18 protein-coding genes are annotated in these 16,391 nt (G+C 54.2%); 8 read left to right on the top strand and 10 right to left on the bottom strand.

The features are described 5' to 3' along the window. Window positions 1-55 precede the first annotated feature (55 nt). The 10 genes from ACYVIS_RS19480 to ACYVIS_RS19525 all read right to left on the bottom strand — a co-directional run bounded on the left by ACYVIS_RS19480 (window position 56) and on the right by ACYVIS_RS19525 (window position 8,957). Window positions 56-787 carry an Arm DNA-binding domain-containing protein gene (locus ACYVIS_RS19480; protein ID WP_460874839.1) on the bottom strand — a complete coding sequence of 244 codons (732 nt, stop codon included), beginning with the start codon at window positions 785-787 and terminating at the stop codon, window positions 56-58. 312 nt (window positions 788-1,099) lie between these two features. Next, entirely contained in the window at window positions 1,100-2,059 is a 960-nt protein-coding gene (locus ACYVIS_RS19485; RefSeq protein WP_232741681.1) for an alpha/beta hydrolase, read from the bottom strand. Continuing rightward, complete coding sequence (locus ACYVIS_RS19490; protein ID WP_132476166.1) at window positions 2,008-2,460, bottom strand: TspO/MBR family protein; 453 nt, start codon at window positions 2,458-2,460, stop codon at window positions 2,008-2,010. The genes ACYVIS_RS19485 and ACYVIS_RS19490 overlap by 52 nt, the downstream gene beginning before the upstream one ends. Before the next feature lie 78 nt (window positions 2,461-2,538). Continuing rightward, the gene (locus ACYVIS_RS19495) at window positions 2,539-3,321 is read right to left on the bottom strand and encodes an SDR family NAD(P)-dependent oxidoreductase (RefSeq protein ID WP_132476169.1); all 783 of its coding nucleotides are present in this window, start codon (window positions 3,319-3,321) and stop codon (window positions 2,539-2,541) included. 26 nt (window positions 3,322-3,347) lie between these two features. After that, window positions 3,348-3,872: a DUF3833 domain-containing protein gene (locus tag ACYVIS_RS19500; RefSeq protein ID WP_460874840.1), complete on the bottom strand. Its 525-nt coding sequence runs from the start codon at window positions 3,870-3,872 to the stop codon at window positions 3,348-3,350. Further along, a complete protein-coding gene (locus ACYVIS_RS19505) occupies window positions 3,869-5,125 on the bottom strand; it encodes an MFS transporter (protein WP_232741684.1) in 1,257 nt (418 codons plus the stop codon). Before ACYVIS_RS19505 ends, ACYVIS_RS19500 begins: the two co-directional genes overlap by 4 nt. Beyond that, entirely contained in the window at window positions 5,122-5,637 is a 516-nt protein-coding gene (locus ACYVIS_RS19510) for a chalcone isomerase family protein (protein ID WP_460874841.1), read from the bottom strand. The genes ACYVIS_RS19505 and ACYVIS_RS19510 overlap by 4 nt, the downstream gene beginning before the upstream one ends. Before the next feature lies 1 nt (window position 5,638). Next, entirely contained in the window at window positions 5,639-6,853 is a 1,215-nt protein-coding gene (locus tag ACYVIS_RS19515; RefSeq protein WP_460874842.1) for a class I SAM-dependent methyltransferase, read from the bottom strand. Continuing rightward, window positions 6,850-7,611 carry a DUF1365 domain-containing protein gene (locus ACYVIS_RS19520; protein WP_232741687.1) on the bottom strand — a complete coding sequence of 254 codons (762 nt, stop codon included), beginning with the start codon at window positions 7,609-7,611 and terminating at the stop codon, window positions 6,850-6,852. Before ACYVIS_RS19520 ends, ACYVIS_RS19515 begins: the two co-directional genes overlap by 4 nt. Before the next feature lie 59 nt (window positions 7,612-7,670). Beyond that, window positions 7,671-8,957 (bottom strand): NAD(P)/FAD-dependent oxidoreductase, encoded by a 1,287-nt coding sequence (locus ACYVIS_RS19525; RefSeq protein WP_232741688.1) that lies wholly within the window; start codon window positions 8,955-8,957, stop codon window positions 7,671-7,673. 185 nt (window positions 8,958-9,142) lie between these two features. Here ACYVIS_RS19525 and ACYVIS_RS19530 point away from each other — a divergent pair, with 185 nt between their 5' ends. The 8 genes from ACYVIS_RS19530 (at window position 9,143) to ACYVIS_RS19565 (ending at window position 16,226) form a co-directional block, all read left to right on the top strand. Next, entirely contained in the window at window positions 9,143-9,748 is a 606-nt protein-coding gene (locus tag ACYVIS_RS19530) for a TetR/AcrR family transcriptional regulator (RefSeq protein ID WP_132476187.1), read from the top strand. Between the two features lie 22 nt (window positions 9,749-9,770). Next, window positions 9,771-11,213: a cryptochrome/photolyase family protein gene (locus tag ACYVIS_RS19535; protein ID WP_232741689.1), complete on the top strand. Its 1,443-nt coding sequence runs from the start codon at window positions 9,771-9,773 to the stop codon at window positions 11,211-11,213. Between the two features lie 179 nt (window positions 11,214-11,392). Continuing rightward, a complete protein-coding gene (locus ACYVIS_RS19540; protein ID WP_460874844.1) occupies window positions 11,393-12,310 on the top strand; it encodes a sensor domain-containing diguanylate cyclase in 918 nt (305 codons plus the stop codon). A 138-nt stretch (window positions 12,311-12,448) separates the two neighbouring features. Next, the gene (locus ACYVIS_RS19545; protein ID WP_370635881.1) at window positions 12,449-13,126 is read left to right on the top strand and encodes an EAL domain-containing protein; all 678 of its coding nucleotides are present in this window, start codon (window positions 12,449-12,451) and stop codon (window positions 13,124-13,126) included. A gap of 399 nt (window positions 13,127-13,525) precedes the next feature. Continuing rightward, a complete protein-coding gene (locus tag ACYVIS_RS19550; RefSeq protein WP_232741691.1) occupies window positions 13,526-13,966 on the top strand; it encodes an Hsp20/alpha crystallin family protein in 441 nt (146 codons plus the stop codon). Window positions 13,967-13,982: 16 nt separating this feature from the next. Beyond that, a complete protein-coding gene (locus ACYVIS_RS19555; RefSeq protein ID WP_370635882.1) occupies window positions 13,983-14,396 on the top strand; it encodes an Hsp20/alpha crystallin family protein in 414 nt (137 codons plus the stop codon). A 774-nt stretch (window positions 14,397-15,170) separates the two neighbouring features. Continuing rightward, window positions 15,171-15,644, top strand: coding sequence for a helix-turn-helix domain-containing protein (locus ACYVIS_RS19560; RefSeq protein ID WP_232741692.1), 474 nt, complete (start codon window positions 15,171-15,173; stop codon window positions 15,642-15,644). 3 nt (window positions 15,645-15,647) lie between these two features. Next, window positions 15,648-16,226 carry a PIN domain-containing protein gene (locus ACYVIS_RS19565; RefSeq protein ID WP_232741693.1) on the top strand — a complete coding sequence of 193 codons (579 nt, stop codon included), beginning with the start codon at window positions 15,648-15,650 and terminating at the stop codon, window positions 16,224-16,226. Window positions 16,227-16,391: the final 165 nt, after the last annotated feature.

The raw sequence follows: 16,391 nt of genomic DNA on the forward strand, positions 1-16,391 counted from the left end.
CTGGCGCCAAGTGGGCCTGAATAATTCGGCCGTCAAGACGGCCTTCGAATGACGCTTACCAATCGTCTTTGGCTTTGGCTTTTGGTAATTCAGCCCGCAGAATGCGCGTGCTGCAAGCGTCGGGCTTGGCTTGGGACTTGTATTCGGGGCGGTCGGAACACCAGTTAAGGAAGGCACGCAAGCGAACAAAAGCACTACGGGCCACCGTGGGCCTGTGCCGTTCTTGCCTCAGCCAGTCGGTAACGGCCATGCGGTCGATTTTCGCCAGAGGTAGAGCTAGCAAGCCGGCCAATGGTCCAGGCAGAGTTTTATCCCCCTCGCCTTTCTTACGCCCTCGCGTTTTATTCTTGCCTCCAACATCAGATAGTCGTTGATGGTCTAGTAAAGTGCGTACGCTCCATTTGCCGGTACGGGTTTTTAGGTACTCAATCCAGGCGTCCAGTGCGGGGGCCTTGTCTAGAGCGGCCTTCACACGTTTGGCGGAATCGGCGGCGGTTACTTCGGCCTTCACGATACGCGGGTCACGGCCTGCCCTAATCATTACCCTTAGTTCGGCCGCTCTGTCGCGTGCCTGGCTTAGGGTCAGTGTATGGGGGTCACCAATGGTCACTCGGATAGTTTTCCCGGCCAGCTTACCCTCGTACACATACCCCTTATTGCCAGCGACGGTTACTCGCAGCGCCAGCCCTGGCTGTTCAGAATCGCGCAAAAAATCTTGTTGCTTACCGTTAGAGCATGAAAATTCATCAACTCGTGGCTGCGTCAACTTGGTTCGCCTGGTGGTCATTTAGGTTCCATGTAGACCTTATGTAGACGAAATTATACTATTTGAATCGAAAAAAATGGAAAGAAATCAACTCTAATATTTATGAAAATGGCTTGAAAACCTTATTATTACTGCATTTTATAAATTTTAATCAACATGCATAAATCTCGAAAAATCTTGTCTTTTGCGCACTTGTAATGCGAAGGTCGAGGGTTCAACTCCTTTAACCGGCACCAGTATTCATGCGGCTCTCCGCGCCAAATGGCCACCTCTAGGGGTGGTCATTTTGGTTTTTGGGGTCATTATGCTCCACACTGTGCCTATCCTTGCAGCCTAAGAGCGAACGCAGATATCCTCTTTACGGCGTACAGTATCTGAAATACAAGATACAAAAGCGCTCACCTCGTCGAGCACCGGAAAAAAAGATCGCAGTAAAGGCGCAAACGCCCCAACCAGTAGGCCATGGCCTACGTCTTCAAGGATAATGGTTTGCACCGGAACATGCGCGGCGCGTAGATCCGCGGCGAGACCTGCGGAATTTCTCTCCGGATCCACTACATCATCTGCGGCGCCGGTAATCAGCAGTGTGGGCGGTGCTGCAGCAGTAACGTGTCTTACGGGCTGCGAGTCCACAGGCGTATTCGGATAGAGAAAAGCGAGCTTTATGGACTCGGCCACAATGGGCAGGAAGTCGTAGGGGCCTGCGATACCTATCCAGCCGCGCAGCGCCGCCGGACTTGCATCGAGTTTTGCAAGCCAGCGTGGATCCAGCGCCACCATGGCTGCATTGTAGGCCCCCGCACTGTGGCCAGCTACAAAAACGTTGCCGACGTTACCCCCATATTCGCCTATGTGTTTCAGTGTCCACGATACCGCTTGGGCTGTATCCTCAATGAAGACGGGATATGCTACCTCAGGAGACAGGCGGTAATCGGCCACTACGGCCATGATGCCTCGTGAAGCCAGCGCTTTACCTACAAAGCCATACTGCCCACGCGACCCGCTGTTCCAGTTTCCCCCGTAGAGGAATACGACCACATTGGGCGCCGACTCCGATTGCGCAGGAATATAGATATCAAGCTTTTGGCGCATTTCGTTGCCATAAGACAGGTTTTTCACCACCTTGCTTTTTACGTCAGCCCAAGCAAGCATGTTCACAAGCCTCAGCGGGGAAAACACGGCCAGTGCCGCCAACGACAGCAATACTATTATTGAGGCATAGATCACGGGACGAAGCACCGTCAATTCAATAGCCAGAGAGAAAAATTGAGCACCGAAGCAAAGGCCACCCATGCCAGATAGGGCAACATCAAATAGCCTGCCAGCCGGTCGCGACGCATAAAAAGCATAGTCACTATCGCGATCATGACGAGCAGGATACCGATATCGATCAGCGCCAGGCCGGAGCGGTGCAAGCCAAAGAAAATCCAGGACCATAGTCCGTTCAAAACTAGCTGTATTGCCCATAAAGCAAGAGCGCTGTCGATCCTCCCGACTCGTGTCCATATGCGCCAGGCGGCAACCGCCATCATCACATACAGAACGGTCCACACAGGCGCGAAAATCCAGTTCGGCGGGTTGAAAAATGGTTTGTTTAACGACGCATACCAAGGGCCTGGCAGGAACTGGCTTCCTATCAATGCCGTTGCCCCGGTCAAGGCAAGAAAAACGACCAACGATTTGTATTGATGCATTGTCATCTACCTGATTTGATTAATAGCTCTAAGCGCATGGCAGTGCCTTATCCGATACAACGAGAAGATCGCACGTCATCACTGCTTCATCATCTGCCCCAGCGCAGTCAGCCGCAGACGATATGGCAACAGTTCAATTACCTTGAGCAGCCGTGTAAATCGTTTCGGAAAATGAATCTCAAACTGTCCCTTCTCGATACCATCGATTATCTGCCTGGCAGCCTCGTTCGCGGAAATCATGGCGGGCATAGGAAACTTGTTATTGGCGGTCAGCTTGGTTTTCACAAAACCGGGGTTCACCAAATAGACACCCAGGCCCTTTGGGTGCAGCTCTGCATAAAGCAGTTCCGCCAAGTTGATGAGTGCAGCCTTGGTCGGCCCGTACACGGTGGCATTGGGCAGCCCCAGGTAGCCAGCCACACTGGCGATCAACGCAATCGAACCATTGCCTCGAGCGATCAGGCCAGGCAGGATCACTTCAAGCCCGTAATAAACGCTGGAAAGATTGGTTTCAATTGTTCCTCGAACCTTGTCTGACTGCAGTTCCCATGGACGTATCTGCTCATACTGCGCGGCACAAAAAACGATCAGATCCAGCCCGCCCCACTCTTGAATCAATCGATCGTGCACGACCCTCCAGGCGGCAGGATCCGTGACATCCATGGGCAGCACGCTGGCCAACGCCGAATTGGCAGCAACAGCGAGAAGCGCATCTTGCCTGCGTGCGCTCAAGGCGACACGCGCTCCCTGCTGCAGCAGGTCACGGGCAACCGCCGCGCCGATACCGCTGGAGGCACCAACCAGCCATACTCGTTTCCCCTGCCAGTGTGACCAGCGAGGATTAAGCGCCTTCAGAAACATGATAGCCTCGTTATGCATGCAACCAATTATTGGTCACGGCGAAAAAACACGGTAACCTGCCCAACTTCGAAACCAAACTTCGTCACGCTCGCCCTGTTCACGACGGTCTTCTCATCCACCCTGAAGAGCCAATCATCAAACTTGACGTTGTAGACGGAATCGCCAACCGGCAACTTAAGCGTGTAGCGCATGCGAAAGGCATTGCCGGCCCCCTTGCCTATGGCTACGCCCACCACATCATCAGCCCTGCCATGCAGTGAACCATCCGTCTGCCGCGTAAAAGTCCATACACGCTCCTGACTCGTTCCATCGGTATAGAAGAAATGCTCTTTTAGAATGAACTTGTCATCCTGGTTATGGCCCTCCATCTTTATGTGAAAGCGCTTGACGACCTCGCCACTGCGTTTTTGAAACATGCCCCATGCTTCGGTCTTGCCCTGAAAATACTGGGTGACATCGAGCTTGGGCTCGTCCTGGGCGTAGCGGGAAACATCGGGCATGGCGCAGGCAGTAAGTGCCAGCACACTTCCCAGCATAAGCAGTCTTTTCATGTGGTTTGTTCTCCATTTGAATCGTGAAAATTACGCAAGCGCCACAAGGCCAGCAACTTCAAAAAACATGGCAACCCACCGTAGGTCCAGGCCAAGGCATGCCCGCCGCTGCCGATCTCGCCGGGCTGGTAATCCAGAATGGCCAGCCAGGGCAGAGCAAGACCCGATAAAGCCAGCGCGAGCTTCCCGAGCAGGCTCCATAAACCGTAGTAGGCCGCTGGCGCTTGGCGATCGGGTATCAGGCGGGCCAGCAAAACCGGAGGCAACACCAGGTCGGCGCCAAGTGAAAGGCCTGCCAATACACAAATGGCAAGATAAGGGTAGCGATCACCAGGCCCCAGCGTGGCAGCCCACACAAAAGTGATGATTGCCAGAATCATGCCCAGTCGCCATGCGCGAGCCGGGCCCAGGCGCGTTGCCAGTTTCATCCATACCGGCATGCCTGCCGCGCCGGCCAGAAAATACGTGCCCAGAAAATAGCCCGACCAGTGCGGTTCCACGAGCACATCGGCAATAAAGAAAAGCGCAAGTGTGGCCGGAACGGATACCGACAAAGCGTTCAGAAAATAAGGAGGCAACAGGCGCCTGACCGGCTGGTTAGCCAGGCAGACGCGCCATGAAGCGCTATTTTCCGCCAGTTGAGCATGAAGCCACGACGGCGCCCGATGGAGCAAGGCAGTAACGCCCAGCGCCAGCAGGAGCGCGAACGCGATGGAGTAGGCACCCATGCTTTGTTGAGAACTCCTGTCTGCGGCATTGACCAGCCAGGCTGGAAGCGTGCTCGCAAGCACAACCCCGGCCAGGCCGAAGGCCTCACGCCAGCCCGCAGCTTTGGTCAACCCAACGGTATCGGGCGCCAATCGGGCGCCCCAAGCCAGATAGGCGATGTTCAGCACGCTGTGAGCGGTATAGACAATGATCAGAGCAAACGCCAGCCATGCAGCCAGCAGCGGACCGGATACTGGCGCCAGCCACAATCCGGCAAAGGCAATAATAAGCACCAGGCATGCCACCCACAGCGCACGGCCAAGGCGGGATCGACGCGCAAGACGGTCCACCCACAGACCTATCCAGGGGTCCTGGACCGTATCGACAATCCGGGCGGCGAATAGCACGAAGCCAGTCAGCGACAGCGACAGCCCAAGCTGGCTGGTGTAGTAAATGGGTACCTGGATATAGACGGGCAAGGCTGCCATGGCCAGCGGCATGCCGAGCAGGCCATATGCCGCGAACGAAGCTGCGCGTCGGCTCATGGCCTTGCCTTCAGCAAATCGTTGCGCAGGCCTGGCGCCCGCGTCTCTGCATGCAGCCAGATTTCAAAAAAGGCACGTGCAAACTGAACGTCGTCGATATCCGCCGTGAGCCGGGTGCCGGCATAGAACCTCACGCCTTCGCCGGGTAGATAAACCCCAATAAGCGTGTCGCCCGACTTTACATCAACAAAAGCCGTCTGCATCAGGTCGCGCCAATGCGCCAGCGTAACACTGGACACGGGACGAGCCGCCAGACGCATCATTTCATCCAGGCTGCTGTCAACAATCTTGCTGCGCGCAATAGTGCGATGGTAGGTCAGTTGCAACGCAAACGGCGCATCGAAGGGGGCTGAGTCGCAGCTACCCCACAATTGCGCAGTATAAATATCAAATCCAAACATTCGAAACTCGCCCTGCCCGCAAAGCTGTGCATCCGGCAGCGCCGGTCGCCAGTCCGACCACGCATGGCCGCTGAAGAAAAACAGGGCGAGTGCAATCAGGCCGCCGCGCATGCTAGCTGGGCCTGGTAAATACAAATTGCACAACATCCGTGCGCTGCTCTTCAAACCCCGCCTCGCAATAAGCAAGGTAGAGCCGCCAGACACGCACAAAAGCATCGTCGAATCCCAGCCTGCGAACTTCTGTCAGATTCTTCTCGAATGCCTGTCGCCAGCGCCTGAGGGTTTCGGCGTAATCCAGGCCGAAGCGCAGCGTAATGTCACCCTCAAGACCAGCCTTGCGCCCTACCCCGAGCAGTCGCTCCGGGCTAGGCAGCATGCCGCCAGGGAAAATGGCCTGCCTGATGAAGTCGCTGCTGCGGCGATAATGCTCGAATCGCGCTTCGTCGATGGTGATGGATTGAAGCAGTGCCTGTGCTCCGGGCTTGAGCCGTTCGTGCAAGATGCGGCCAAACTCCGGCCAGAATTTTTCGCCTACCGCTTCGAACATTTCTATAGAGACCACGGCGTCGTACTGGCCATGCAGATCACGATAATCGCAAAGCTCTACCCGGACGACCTCAGTGAGCCCTTCATCCAGGATGCGTTGCCGCGCCAATTCGTACTGGGCTTCAGAAATCGTCACGGCATGCACTCGTATTCCCTGACGGGCGGCATGCAAGGCAAACCCTCCCCAGCCACAGCCTATTTCCAGCACCTGCATACCCGGCCGCAATGCCAAAGACTGCACGATATGCTCGTACTTGTCAGTCTGGGCCTGTTCGAGGCTCTTTGCCGCCTCTCCCGCAAACAGCGCGCTGGAATAACTCATCCCGGGATCCAGCCACTGTTTATAAAACGCGTTGCCGATATCGTAATGGGCATGGATATTGCGTTTGCTTCCCGCCCGGCTGTTCACGCGCAAGCGATGCAACAAGGCGTACCACAGGCGCGAAATCCATTTGCCCCACACCGCCTCGGGAAGCACCGCTTCATTGCACAAAGCAAAGCGCAGCAGGTCTGTCAAATCCGGGGTGTCCAGCCAGCCAGCCTGATAGGCATCTGCAAAACCGATGTCACCGCTCTTAAGTATCCGCGAGCAAGCACGCCAATCATGGATGGTCAGCACGGCCCCAGGCAGCGACATGGAGTTGCCGAATATTCGCCTCTCGCCTGATGGCATTACCAGAGTCAGATGTCCGACCCGGACGCGCTCGATCAGCGAAAAAAATAGCTGGGCATACGTGGGCACACGCTCTATGGCGGAGTCAGACGCAAAGTAGGATGTCATGGTTTCTTTTCTGTTATTGCGTTTTCGGAAGTAACGGTGGGTGATGCCGCGTTCGAAACTTGAGGTTTTGGAAAAAATGGAACGTTAGCTAGCCAAAGACGCACTGCCTGCCAATAAATTCGTGCAATGATTGAAAATGTCATAAAAGGCTGTCTCATTAAGGCCTGCGTAGCCGATTGGCGGTTGAGCACGCTCTTGCGCCCACCAATTGATGTACGCAACACCAGACCAGCGCTATCAAAATAATCAATGCCCACGAATGAAGTGTCTGCCGTGTCCCGTACGCGAAACTGATATCGGCCTTCTACGCGACAAAAAGGCGATACATGCAATTGCTTCCGGCATTCGAGCGTGGTGCTGCTGGTGATGGCCTGGCCCTCTGGCCCAGTCAGCAGATAACTGTGCCGCTCTCCGAAGGTACTGGTTACCTCAGCCAATAGCGCTCGCAATCCGCCTGCGCTGTCATGGCAATACCAGAAACTTACCGGATTGAAGACGTAGCCGAAGACGCGGGGAAAGGTCTGCAGCCAGATCTCGCCATCGGCCTGCACGCCCGCTTCGGCAAGATGCCGACGCATCCAGGCGGCCAGATCAGATCCGTCGCATGCCCCATAGTCGCGCGTACGGATGCCCATCAAGCAACGGCGATCTACACCAAACCACCATCGATCAAGATCTTTCAGCCGATCAAGATTGAGCCGTACGCAGAACACCGGGTAAACAAAACGGTTGTGCGCAGGCCGCAGCCGTTCATGCATAACCCGCTCAACCAGCAACAAGGGGGGACTTAGTGTGTCTGAAGTGGAACCAAAGGTGCTCATAACTTGGCCCATTCCGGGGAAACGCCAAAACTTTTGGCGATGCGAAGCGCTGATTTCAGGCCGTCTTCGTGAAAACCATAACCCGTCCAGGCACCGACATGCCAGGTGCCGTTCAACCCCTGCAGCGAGGAAAGCTGCGTCTGTGCCGCAATGGCATGCAGGTCAAGAATGGGATGCGCATACTCGAAGGAAGACAGCAGCTTCTCCGGCGCGGGCGGCTCGATGGGGTTCAGGGTTACCACCAGTGGCGTGCTGAACGGCAAGGGCTGGAGCTGATTAAGCAGATAGCTAACACAAACAGGACGGCTGGCGCCCGCCGCATTTGCGCCCAGGTAGTTCCAGGCGGACCATACGCGGCGACGGCGAGGCAAAAGAGAAGCATCGGTATGAAGCACCGCCGTATTTTTTTGATAGCGCACGGCGCCGAGTATGGCTTGCTCGCGCCTATCGGGATTTGCCAGCATGCGCAGCGAGTCAGGAGCGTGCGTAGCCATGATGACAGCATCGAATTGCTCTGCGCCCGACGCGGTCAATATGGAAACGCTGCCTGCGTTGCGAGAAATCCCGAGCACCCGGGAGTTCAGGCGCAGGCCGGGAATCTGGCGAATCATGCGTCCCACGTATTCACGGCCACCGCCGACCACGGTTCTCCATTGAGGACGATTGCGCACTTGCAACAGCCCGTGATTTACGCAGAAACGAAGAAAAGTTGCGGCCGGGAAGTTCAGGATATCGGCGGCGGCGCTAGACCAGATAGCCGACGACATGGGAAGCAGATAGTTGTTCCTGAAAGTGATGCCATAACCGCCCTGCAACAAGAGCTCGTTCAAAGAGCAGCCCGTGGTCTCTGCCATATCAAGATGGCGCTGCGCCGAACCATTGAAACGCACGATATCGCGCAACATGCCAATAAAGCTCGGCGAAAAAATGTTGCGCCGCTGCGCAAACACCGTGTTCAGATCACTGCCCGCCCATTCAAGCCGGCCATCATCGAGCGACACGGAAAAGCTCATGTCACTGGGATGTGTGGCTACCCCCAGCTCTTCGAACAGCTTGATGAGATTCGGATAGGTGCGGTCATTGAGAACCAGAAAGCCGGTATCGACGGGATGCGTCACGCCGTCCAGGGTCACATCCACCGTATTGGTATGCCCACCGGGATAGTCGGCGGCTTCGAACAAGGTGACGTCGTAACGCCTGGCCAGCAAGTAAGCGCTGGCCAGGCCACTGATGCCCGCACCCACCACGGCGACACGCGCGCCATAAACGGGGGCGCTAGACATGAAGCACCCTGACGGTCGGCACACCGCTTTGATGTGGGTGGCGACGGCGGCACGGTGGTGGCGCGATGCAAACCCTAGGAATATCTGTGCGAGCAGTAAACATTGTGCGCATTCTCAGCAATCAGTGATAAGATTAAATCTACTTCCATGTCAAAACCGCTACTATTTAGTATTTATATTTACGAATGAGTATTCTAAATCGATCCAGCTTCAAAGACAAGGCTTTTAAGATGCGCGAAGACGCAATTCTTGACGCCACCGCGAAAACCCTGGGCGTCAAGGGTTTTGATCTGATGACGATGGACGACATCGCCATCGAGGTCGGTATCTCCAAGCCCAGCTTATACAAGCATTTCAAGTCCAAGGAAGATCTGGTTTGCGAAGCCATGATTCGGCTGATGAATGGAGCGCTGGAGCGTCTTGATGATTTGCCAAAAGAGGCAACGCCACGCGAGCAACTAAAGGCATTGCTGGAGTGGGCACTAAGGGTGCGGCTGACCGGCGGCTTGCCGTTTCTTCCCTCAACCAGTCCTCATGTACGCAAGATGCTTACACGCAACTTGAGGTATGTCACACGCGTACTCAAGCTGCATAATCGGCTCAAGAAAATCGTTGGGCAAGGCAAAGCCAAGGGTGAGCTCAGCACCAGCCTGCCCGATGACGTGATCCTGTTCTCTTTCTATGCCAGAACCTGCGACCCGTCAGTCGAATATCTTCAGCTCTATAGCAAGCTGGATGACGATGCCATCGTGCAACATATGCTGAAGGTCTGCTTTGAAGGCTTACAGTAGCTTTGCCCCGGGAACCAGCGCCATGCCCAAATTCGAACGCGGCCTGATGTGGTTTCGGCGCGACTTGCGCCTTGAGGACAATGCCACCCTGGTACAGGCGTTACGCGAATGTCGCAGGCTTTTTTGTGTTTTTGTCTTTGATACCGACATTCTGTCGACACTTCCTGCGGATGACCGGCGCGTCGCTTTTATTGACGACTGCATCACCGAACTTGATGCTGAGCTGCGGGCGGCCGGCGGTGGGCTGATCGTTCGCCATGAGGCTGCGCATAAAGCAATACCCGATTTGGCGCGAAGCCTGAATGCAGACGTCGTCTTCGCTGGCCGCGACTACGAGCCTGAAGCAAAATCGCGCGACCAGCGGGTGGCTGCCGCGCTCAAGCTGGAACAGCGTCATTTTCTCCAGTGCAAAGATCAAGCCATCTTCGAAATGGACGAAATTCTTAATGGGCAAGGCGAACCTTATAAGGTGTTTACGGCCTACAAAAACGCCTGGCTCAAGGCACTGCGCCCGACGCATATTGAACCGTTTATCAATCAGCCGCCATCAGGCACGTTGGCGCCGCCGCCAGCCCAGCTGACGCAACGCCCCTCCCTTAATGATATTGGTTTCAGCCATCCAGCGCATCCGATTCCCGTAGCTACCGGCAGTCGCGGCGCTCAGGGTTTGCTTGCTGATTTCCTGCCACGCATGGATCTCTATCACGAACGCCGGGATTTCCCCGCCGTTAAAGGGCCGAGCTATCTGTCCGTGCATTTGCGCTTCGGCACCATTTCAATTCGCGCCCTGGCCCGCGAAGCCTATCCCGCCATGCAAGCAGGCAGCGTCGGTGCGGCGACCTGGTTAAGCGAACTGATATGGCGTGATTTCTATTTCATGATTCTGCATCACTTTCCCCATGTCGCTGGACAAGCATTTCGCCCTGAATATGATGCCATTTCATGGGAATGCGGCCCCGAAGCTGACAAGCTTTTTCGGGCCTGGTGCGACGGCATCACAGGCTATCCCATCGTGGACGCTGCCATGCGCCAGTTGAACCAGACCGGCTATATGCATAATCGACTCAGGATGGTCGTTGCAAGCTTCCTGACCAAAGACCTGGGTATAGACTGGCGCAGGGGCGAACAGTACTTCGCCCGGCAACTGAACGACTTTGACCTCTCGGCCAATAATGGGGGTTGGCAATGGGCCGCATCCACAGGCTGTGATGCGCAGCCTTACTTTCGAATATTCAATCCCATCACACAATCGCGCAAATTCGATGCACAGGGCCACGTCATTCGACGCTACGTTCCCGAGCTCGCGGCTCTTTCCAGCAAAGATATCCATGCTCCGTGGCTGGCTCAGCCAACTGCGCTAGTCCACGCCGGGATAACGCTGGGCGTCAGCTACCCTATGCCCATCGTCGATCACGGCTGCGCGCGCAAGGTAACCTTGGCGCGCTACGGGATATTGAAAGACTGAACCCACAAAAGAACCCACCCCCATTCCCTCGCCAACCGCGCTGGTTAAAAACGTCCGAAACATACGCCAAAAGGAGGGTGGAGGGATTTTCTGTCATACTTCGTATAACATATATTTCATCTTGCATGTGGATCGGTATGATCGCAGGTTCCATTGCTTTTATTGTAAGGTTCCTCTAAATGCCCCGTCCCCAAACCATGTCAGCCAGCTTTCTATATACCTTGTTGGAAAGTATTGATGATATGGTCATTGTTACCGAGATTGACCCCCTAGATGCTCCAGGCCCGAAAATTGTTTATGTAAATAAGGCATTTACCGACATCTCCGGCTATACGTTCGAAGAAGCAGTGGGGCAAAGCCCCCACATTCTTCAAGGGCCCGGCACGGATCGCAAGGCTCTGGACCGTATAAAGCTAGCACTACAGCAACAGCGCGAATGCCACGAAGAGGTTCTGAACTATCACAAGGACGGCACCCCTTATTGGTTGCACCTGCATATCGTGCCATTGCCTGATGAGGCTGGCAAAGTACGTTACTTCGGTGCGATCGAACGCGACATCACCGTGCAGCGCAAGCAAACGGAACGGCTATTGCGCCTGGCGCACCGCGATGTGCTGACCGGCCTGCCTAATCGAGCCGCCCTGGAAGAAAAGTTCCGCAGCCTGTCCATCAGGCCATCGGCGCGCGGCCATTCGCTTGTGTTGCTGGATCTGGATGAATTCAAACAGGTGAATGACACTTACGGTCACCTTGCCGGCGACGAATTACTTAGAATGTTTGCGACCTTACTATTGTCGAATCTTCGCCGGGATGATTTCGTGGCTCGCCTTGGGGGTGATGAATTTGTCATCCTGCTGCCGGATACACTACTTGAAGATGCGCACCAGGTGGCCCAGAAAATCGTTGCTGGAAGTTTTGAGCTTGAAATTAAAAAGAACAATCCAATCCAGTTTGGATCAAGCGCCGGAGTAACTGCGTTATTGTTTGGCGAAGGCTTGAACTCTGCCATGGCTCGGGCCGACAAGGCGTTATATAGCGCAAAGTCAGGCGGAAAGGGAACAGTAAAAATCAAATTGAAAAGCGCCACTCACGAATGAAACACCCTCGGCAGTGATGCACGTCAACCAATCTACACAGAGCATCAACCAATGTTCATTACTTCAACTGACCACCCTTCATCGGCTTCTAAATGCACGGCATGCCGGGATGGACATGGCCTGAATTTTGATTTCACAATGGCGTTTCAGCCCATCCTGGATCTTCACACCGGGCGGCCGTACGCATATGAAGCACTGGTTCGAGGGCTGCAAGGCGAATCCGCCGCGACAGTCCTCGCCCTGGTCAACGACGGCAACCGATATCAATTCGACCAATCATGCCGCATCAAGGCCATAGAACTGGCCAGCAGCCTTGGGTTGCAGGATTTGCCGGACTGCAAACTGAGCATCAACTTTCTGCCTAACGCCGTCTACCAGCCCGCAGCCTGCATACAGGCCACATTGAAAGCTGCCCGCCAGTGCGAATTTCCGCTGGAAAGGCTCATGTTCGAAGTAACCGAAGGCGAACAGCTGGACGACCCGGCACACCTCGTAAATATTTTCGAGGAATACCATCGACACGGATTCACGACAGCAATTGATGATTTCGGCGCCGGATATTCAGGCTTGAACTTATTGGCCCGATTCCAGCCACACGTGCTCAAGCTTGATATGGAGCTGACCCGCGACATTGACAGCAATGTGGCGCGGCAAGCCATTGTGGCGGGCGTCGTACTGATGGCCGAGAAACTTGACATCCTGATAATAGCCGAGGGAATCGAAACCCAGGCCGAATGCGATTTGTTGAGCGACTTGGGCGTTCGCTATATGCAAGGTTATTTATTCGCCCGACCGACGATTGGCAAGTTGGTGTAACTTAAAACCCCACACTTACATTCCGGGTCAGGGTAGTGGCAATTTCACCGGCGCGCTGGCCGGACTTGTATTTTTTTTGTAGCATTACGCGTCAGGGCAACAGCGCATCGGCCCAAACTACCAGATGATCGGAGAACACGGTCGACAGATCGCGCAGGCTACATATTCCATCTTCTTGTTTCTTCAAAAGCTGGTTGGTTTCCTTGCTGACCGGAATCGAAGATTCCGAGCGGATTTTCCATTCCAGAGGCGTTTGCCTGGAGCAAATTGAGTGCGGGTTGTGGTTACAACGCGGACAGTCAAGCTCTTGAAATCTCCTGGGTCGACCCCAAAATAATCACTGGAAGCGCCACGGCGTGTGCCGCGACGCATGGTTCAACCGTCAAAAAGGAGAGTCTTATGTTCCGACCCTTGTTTGCCCGAGACATATTCGCGGAGCTGGATCGTCTGCAGCGCGAAATGCAGGACGCGTTTGGCCTGTCACCCAGCATTCGCGGCATCGATCGGGGAGGATTTCCCGCGCTAAACGTTGGCGGAACGCCACAATCAGTGGAGGTTTACGCCTTTGCACCTGGTCTCGATCCGGCGACGATGGAAGTGAGTCTGGATCGTGGTTTGCTAACTATCGCCGGCGAACGGAGCCCGGAACTTCCTTCCGGCGACGATGAAAAAGCCACCGTACACATCAATGAGCGTTTCAGCGGCCGATTCCGGCGGGTAGTGAGCTTGTCGGACGATGTGGATCCCAGTACGGTATCCGCCGACTATCATGACGGCGTGCTGCACATCCACATGAAGCGCCAGGAATCGGCCCAACCCCGCCGCATTACTGTGGAATGAAATCGGAGAATCAATCATGAACGATACGACTGCAATTGCCCGAAACGAACAGGCTTCCCGTGCTGCGACTACCCGCGCCGACGCCACTCAGCGCAGCGATGAAGCCCTGATGCCGCCGGTGGATGTGATCGAAGACAGCACCGGCATAACACTACGCGCCGATCTTCCAGGCGTGCCCAAAGACAAGCTCAAACTGCAGGTGGAGGCGGGCACTCTGACGATCGAGGGCGAAGTGAGCATTCCAATGCTGGAAAGCATGGAGGCGACTTACGTCGAGGTCCGTCTACCCCGCTTCCGGCGGGTGTTTACGCTGTCCAAGGAACTCGATACCGGCAAGGTTTCTGCCGAGCTCAAGCAAGGTGTGCTGAGTCTGCGCATTCCGAAGGCCGAGCATGCCCAGCCGCGCCGAATCGACATCAAGGTAAGCTAAAGCGAACGGCCGCCCCTCGCACGAGGGGCGGCCGCTCAGCTGTCCGGATCACAACATACGGTTGAAAAACTGTAAGGGATCAAGCAAAGTTTCAAGTCGCTGCTCGCGAGTATCGGGATTAAATCCATTTAACTCGAAAGGTGAGCGCGCTGTGGGCATGGTGCAGGAACATCGTGGCGAGTATCCATCGTTGTGGGCGACCATCGAAACGATTGCCCCGAAGATCAACAGTCACGTCGACCGCGGAGAGTATAGGCAAAAGACTCGCTTTTTAATTACCTGAATTTACCCCGCACTTGACACCACCTTTAGGTTTGGGCCAAATTTGGGCCAAATGGGCCAGGAAAATGAGGTAAAATGCAGGAACACTAGGTATAGAAAATTCTTATTTTTCAATAGCTTAGGGTGGCCACCTGGGCAGCAAAAACGCACTTGTAATGCGAAGGTCAGGAGTTCGACTCTTCTAACCGGCACCAGTAGATTCAAGCACTTACGCCAATCCGCAAGGGTTGGCGTTTTGCTTTTCCGTCATCCCACTCATCCAGAAGTTCGTCTAGCAGTTTTTCTTCTAACGAATAAGTTTTTGCCCTAAAAAAACGTACAAAATCCGCAATCGATTCCGTTGCGAATATTTCTTTTGTTTCGTATAATTTGTTTAAAATGACTTTGACCTATCCATTTGCTGTGGCAGGAATTTGACTCAAATTCCTGCCACAGCAAATGGAACTTACAGCGCTGCAAAGTTGTAAGCATTGAAGCCCTGGAGAAAATGACATGTCAAACGACCTCGATCTGGATATGGTCCTGGACAATAAAGAAGATGTGGAGCTTGCAAAAGCCGCACAGCGTTGCATAGTTAGCGCACTGGATCATTCTAAAGCGATCAATATCGCGATAATTGAAGATGGCGTCGAGCGGCATGATGGATCGCCTCTACTGCGCTTGCCTCCTAAGGCTTTGCGGCTTATCGCCGACCTGCTTGGCTCATTAGCCCAGGGTAAGGCTGTCGCCATAATACCGAAGGAGCTTGACGTTACGACGCAAGAAGCTGCCATGTTTTTGAACGTCTCCCGCCCTTTTCTCGTACGACTGTTGGAGGACGGCAAGATTCAATATCACAAGGTCGGGACACATAGAAGAATACGCTTTGAGGATGTAGTCAAGTACAAGGAAAACAGGCGGAAAATCTCAGAAGCTGCTCTGCAGAAACTAACTGACCAAGCTCAAGAGATGGATATGGGCTATTGATTAATGGCCGGATCGTATAGCTACACCGTCATTCTCGACGCCTGTGTTTTGTATCCAGCGCCGTTGCGGGATTTACTGTTGAGTCTTGCTGAGGCCGACGTATTCCGCGGGCGCTGGACATCATCCATTCACGATGAATGGACCAGAAATGTATTGGCTAAACGTCCGGATCTAAAACCTGACACTCTGAATCGTACTGTGGAGCTAATGAATGAGGCCGTCGATGACTGTTTGGTAGAAAATTACGAATATCTTATCGACTCTCTGACCTTGCCAGACGAAAATGATCGACATGTTCTCGCGGCAGCTATTGCTGGGCATGCCGATGCGATAGTTACTTTCAATCTCAAAGATTTTCCTAGCGAGATTGCAAACGCACATGGCCTAGAAATATTGCATCCCGATGATTTTCTAGTCGCACAATATGACTTGGCTCCAGTAAGAATGCTAAAGGTCGTCCAAACGCTCCGTGAACGACTCAAAAATCCACAACGAACCGCACAAGAGCTAATTGCCACATACCTCTCCCAAGGCTTGCCACAAACTTGTAAATTACTGGAAGACGCAATTGGATTAATCTGACTGGCGAAATTACCCAAGTCCCTTAGCCAAGTCTGCCATGCGTAAATGCTTATGTGGTTTCAACATTTCAAGCGTCTTATGCCCGGTTCGGCCTTCCTTAGAAAAACACCAGGAGCCATACAAAAACAACCAAAATGATACCTGTACTGCGAAGGTCAGGAGTTC

The sequence above is a fragment of the Paralcaligenes ginsengisoli genome, from assembly GCF_054781135.1.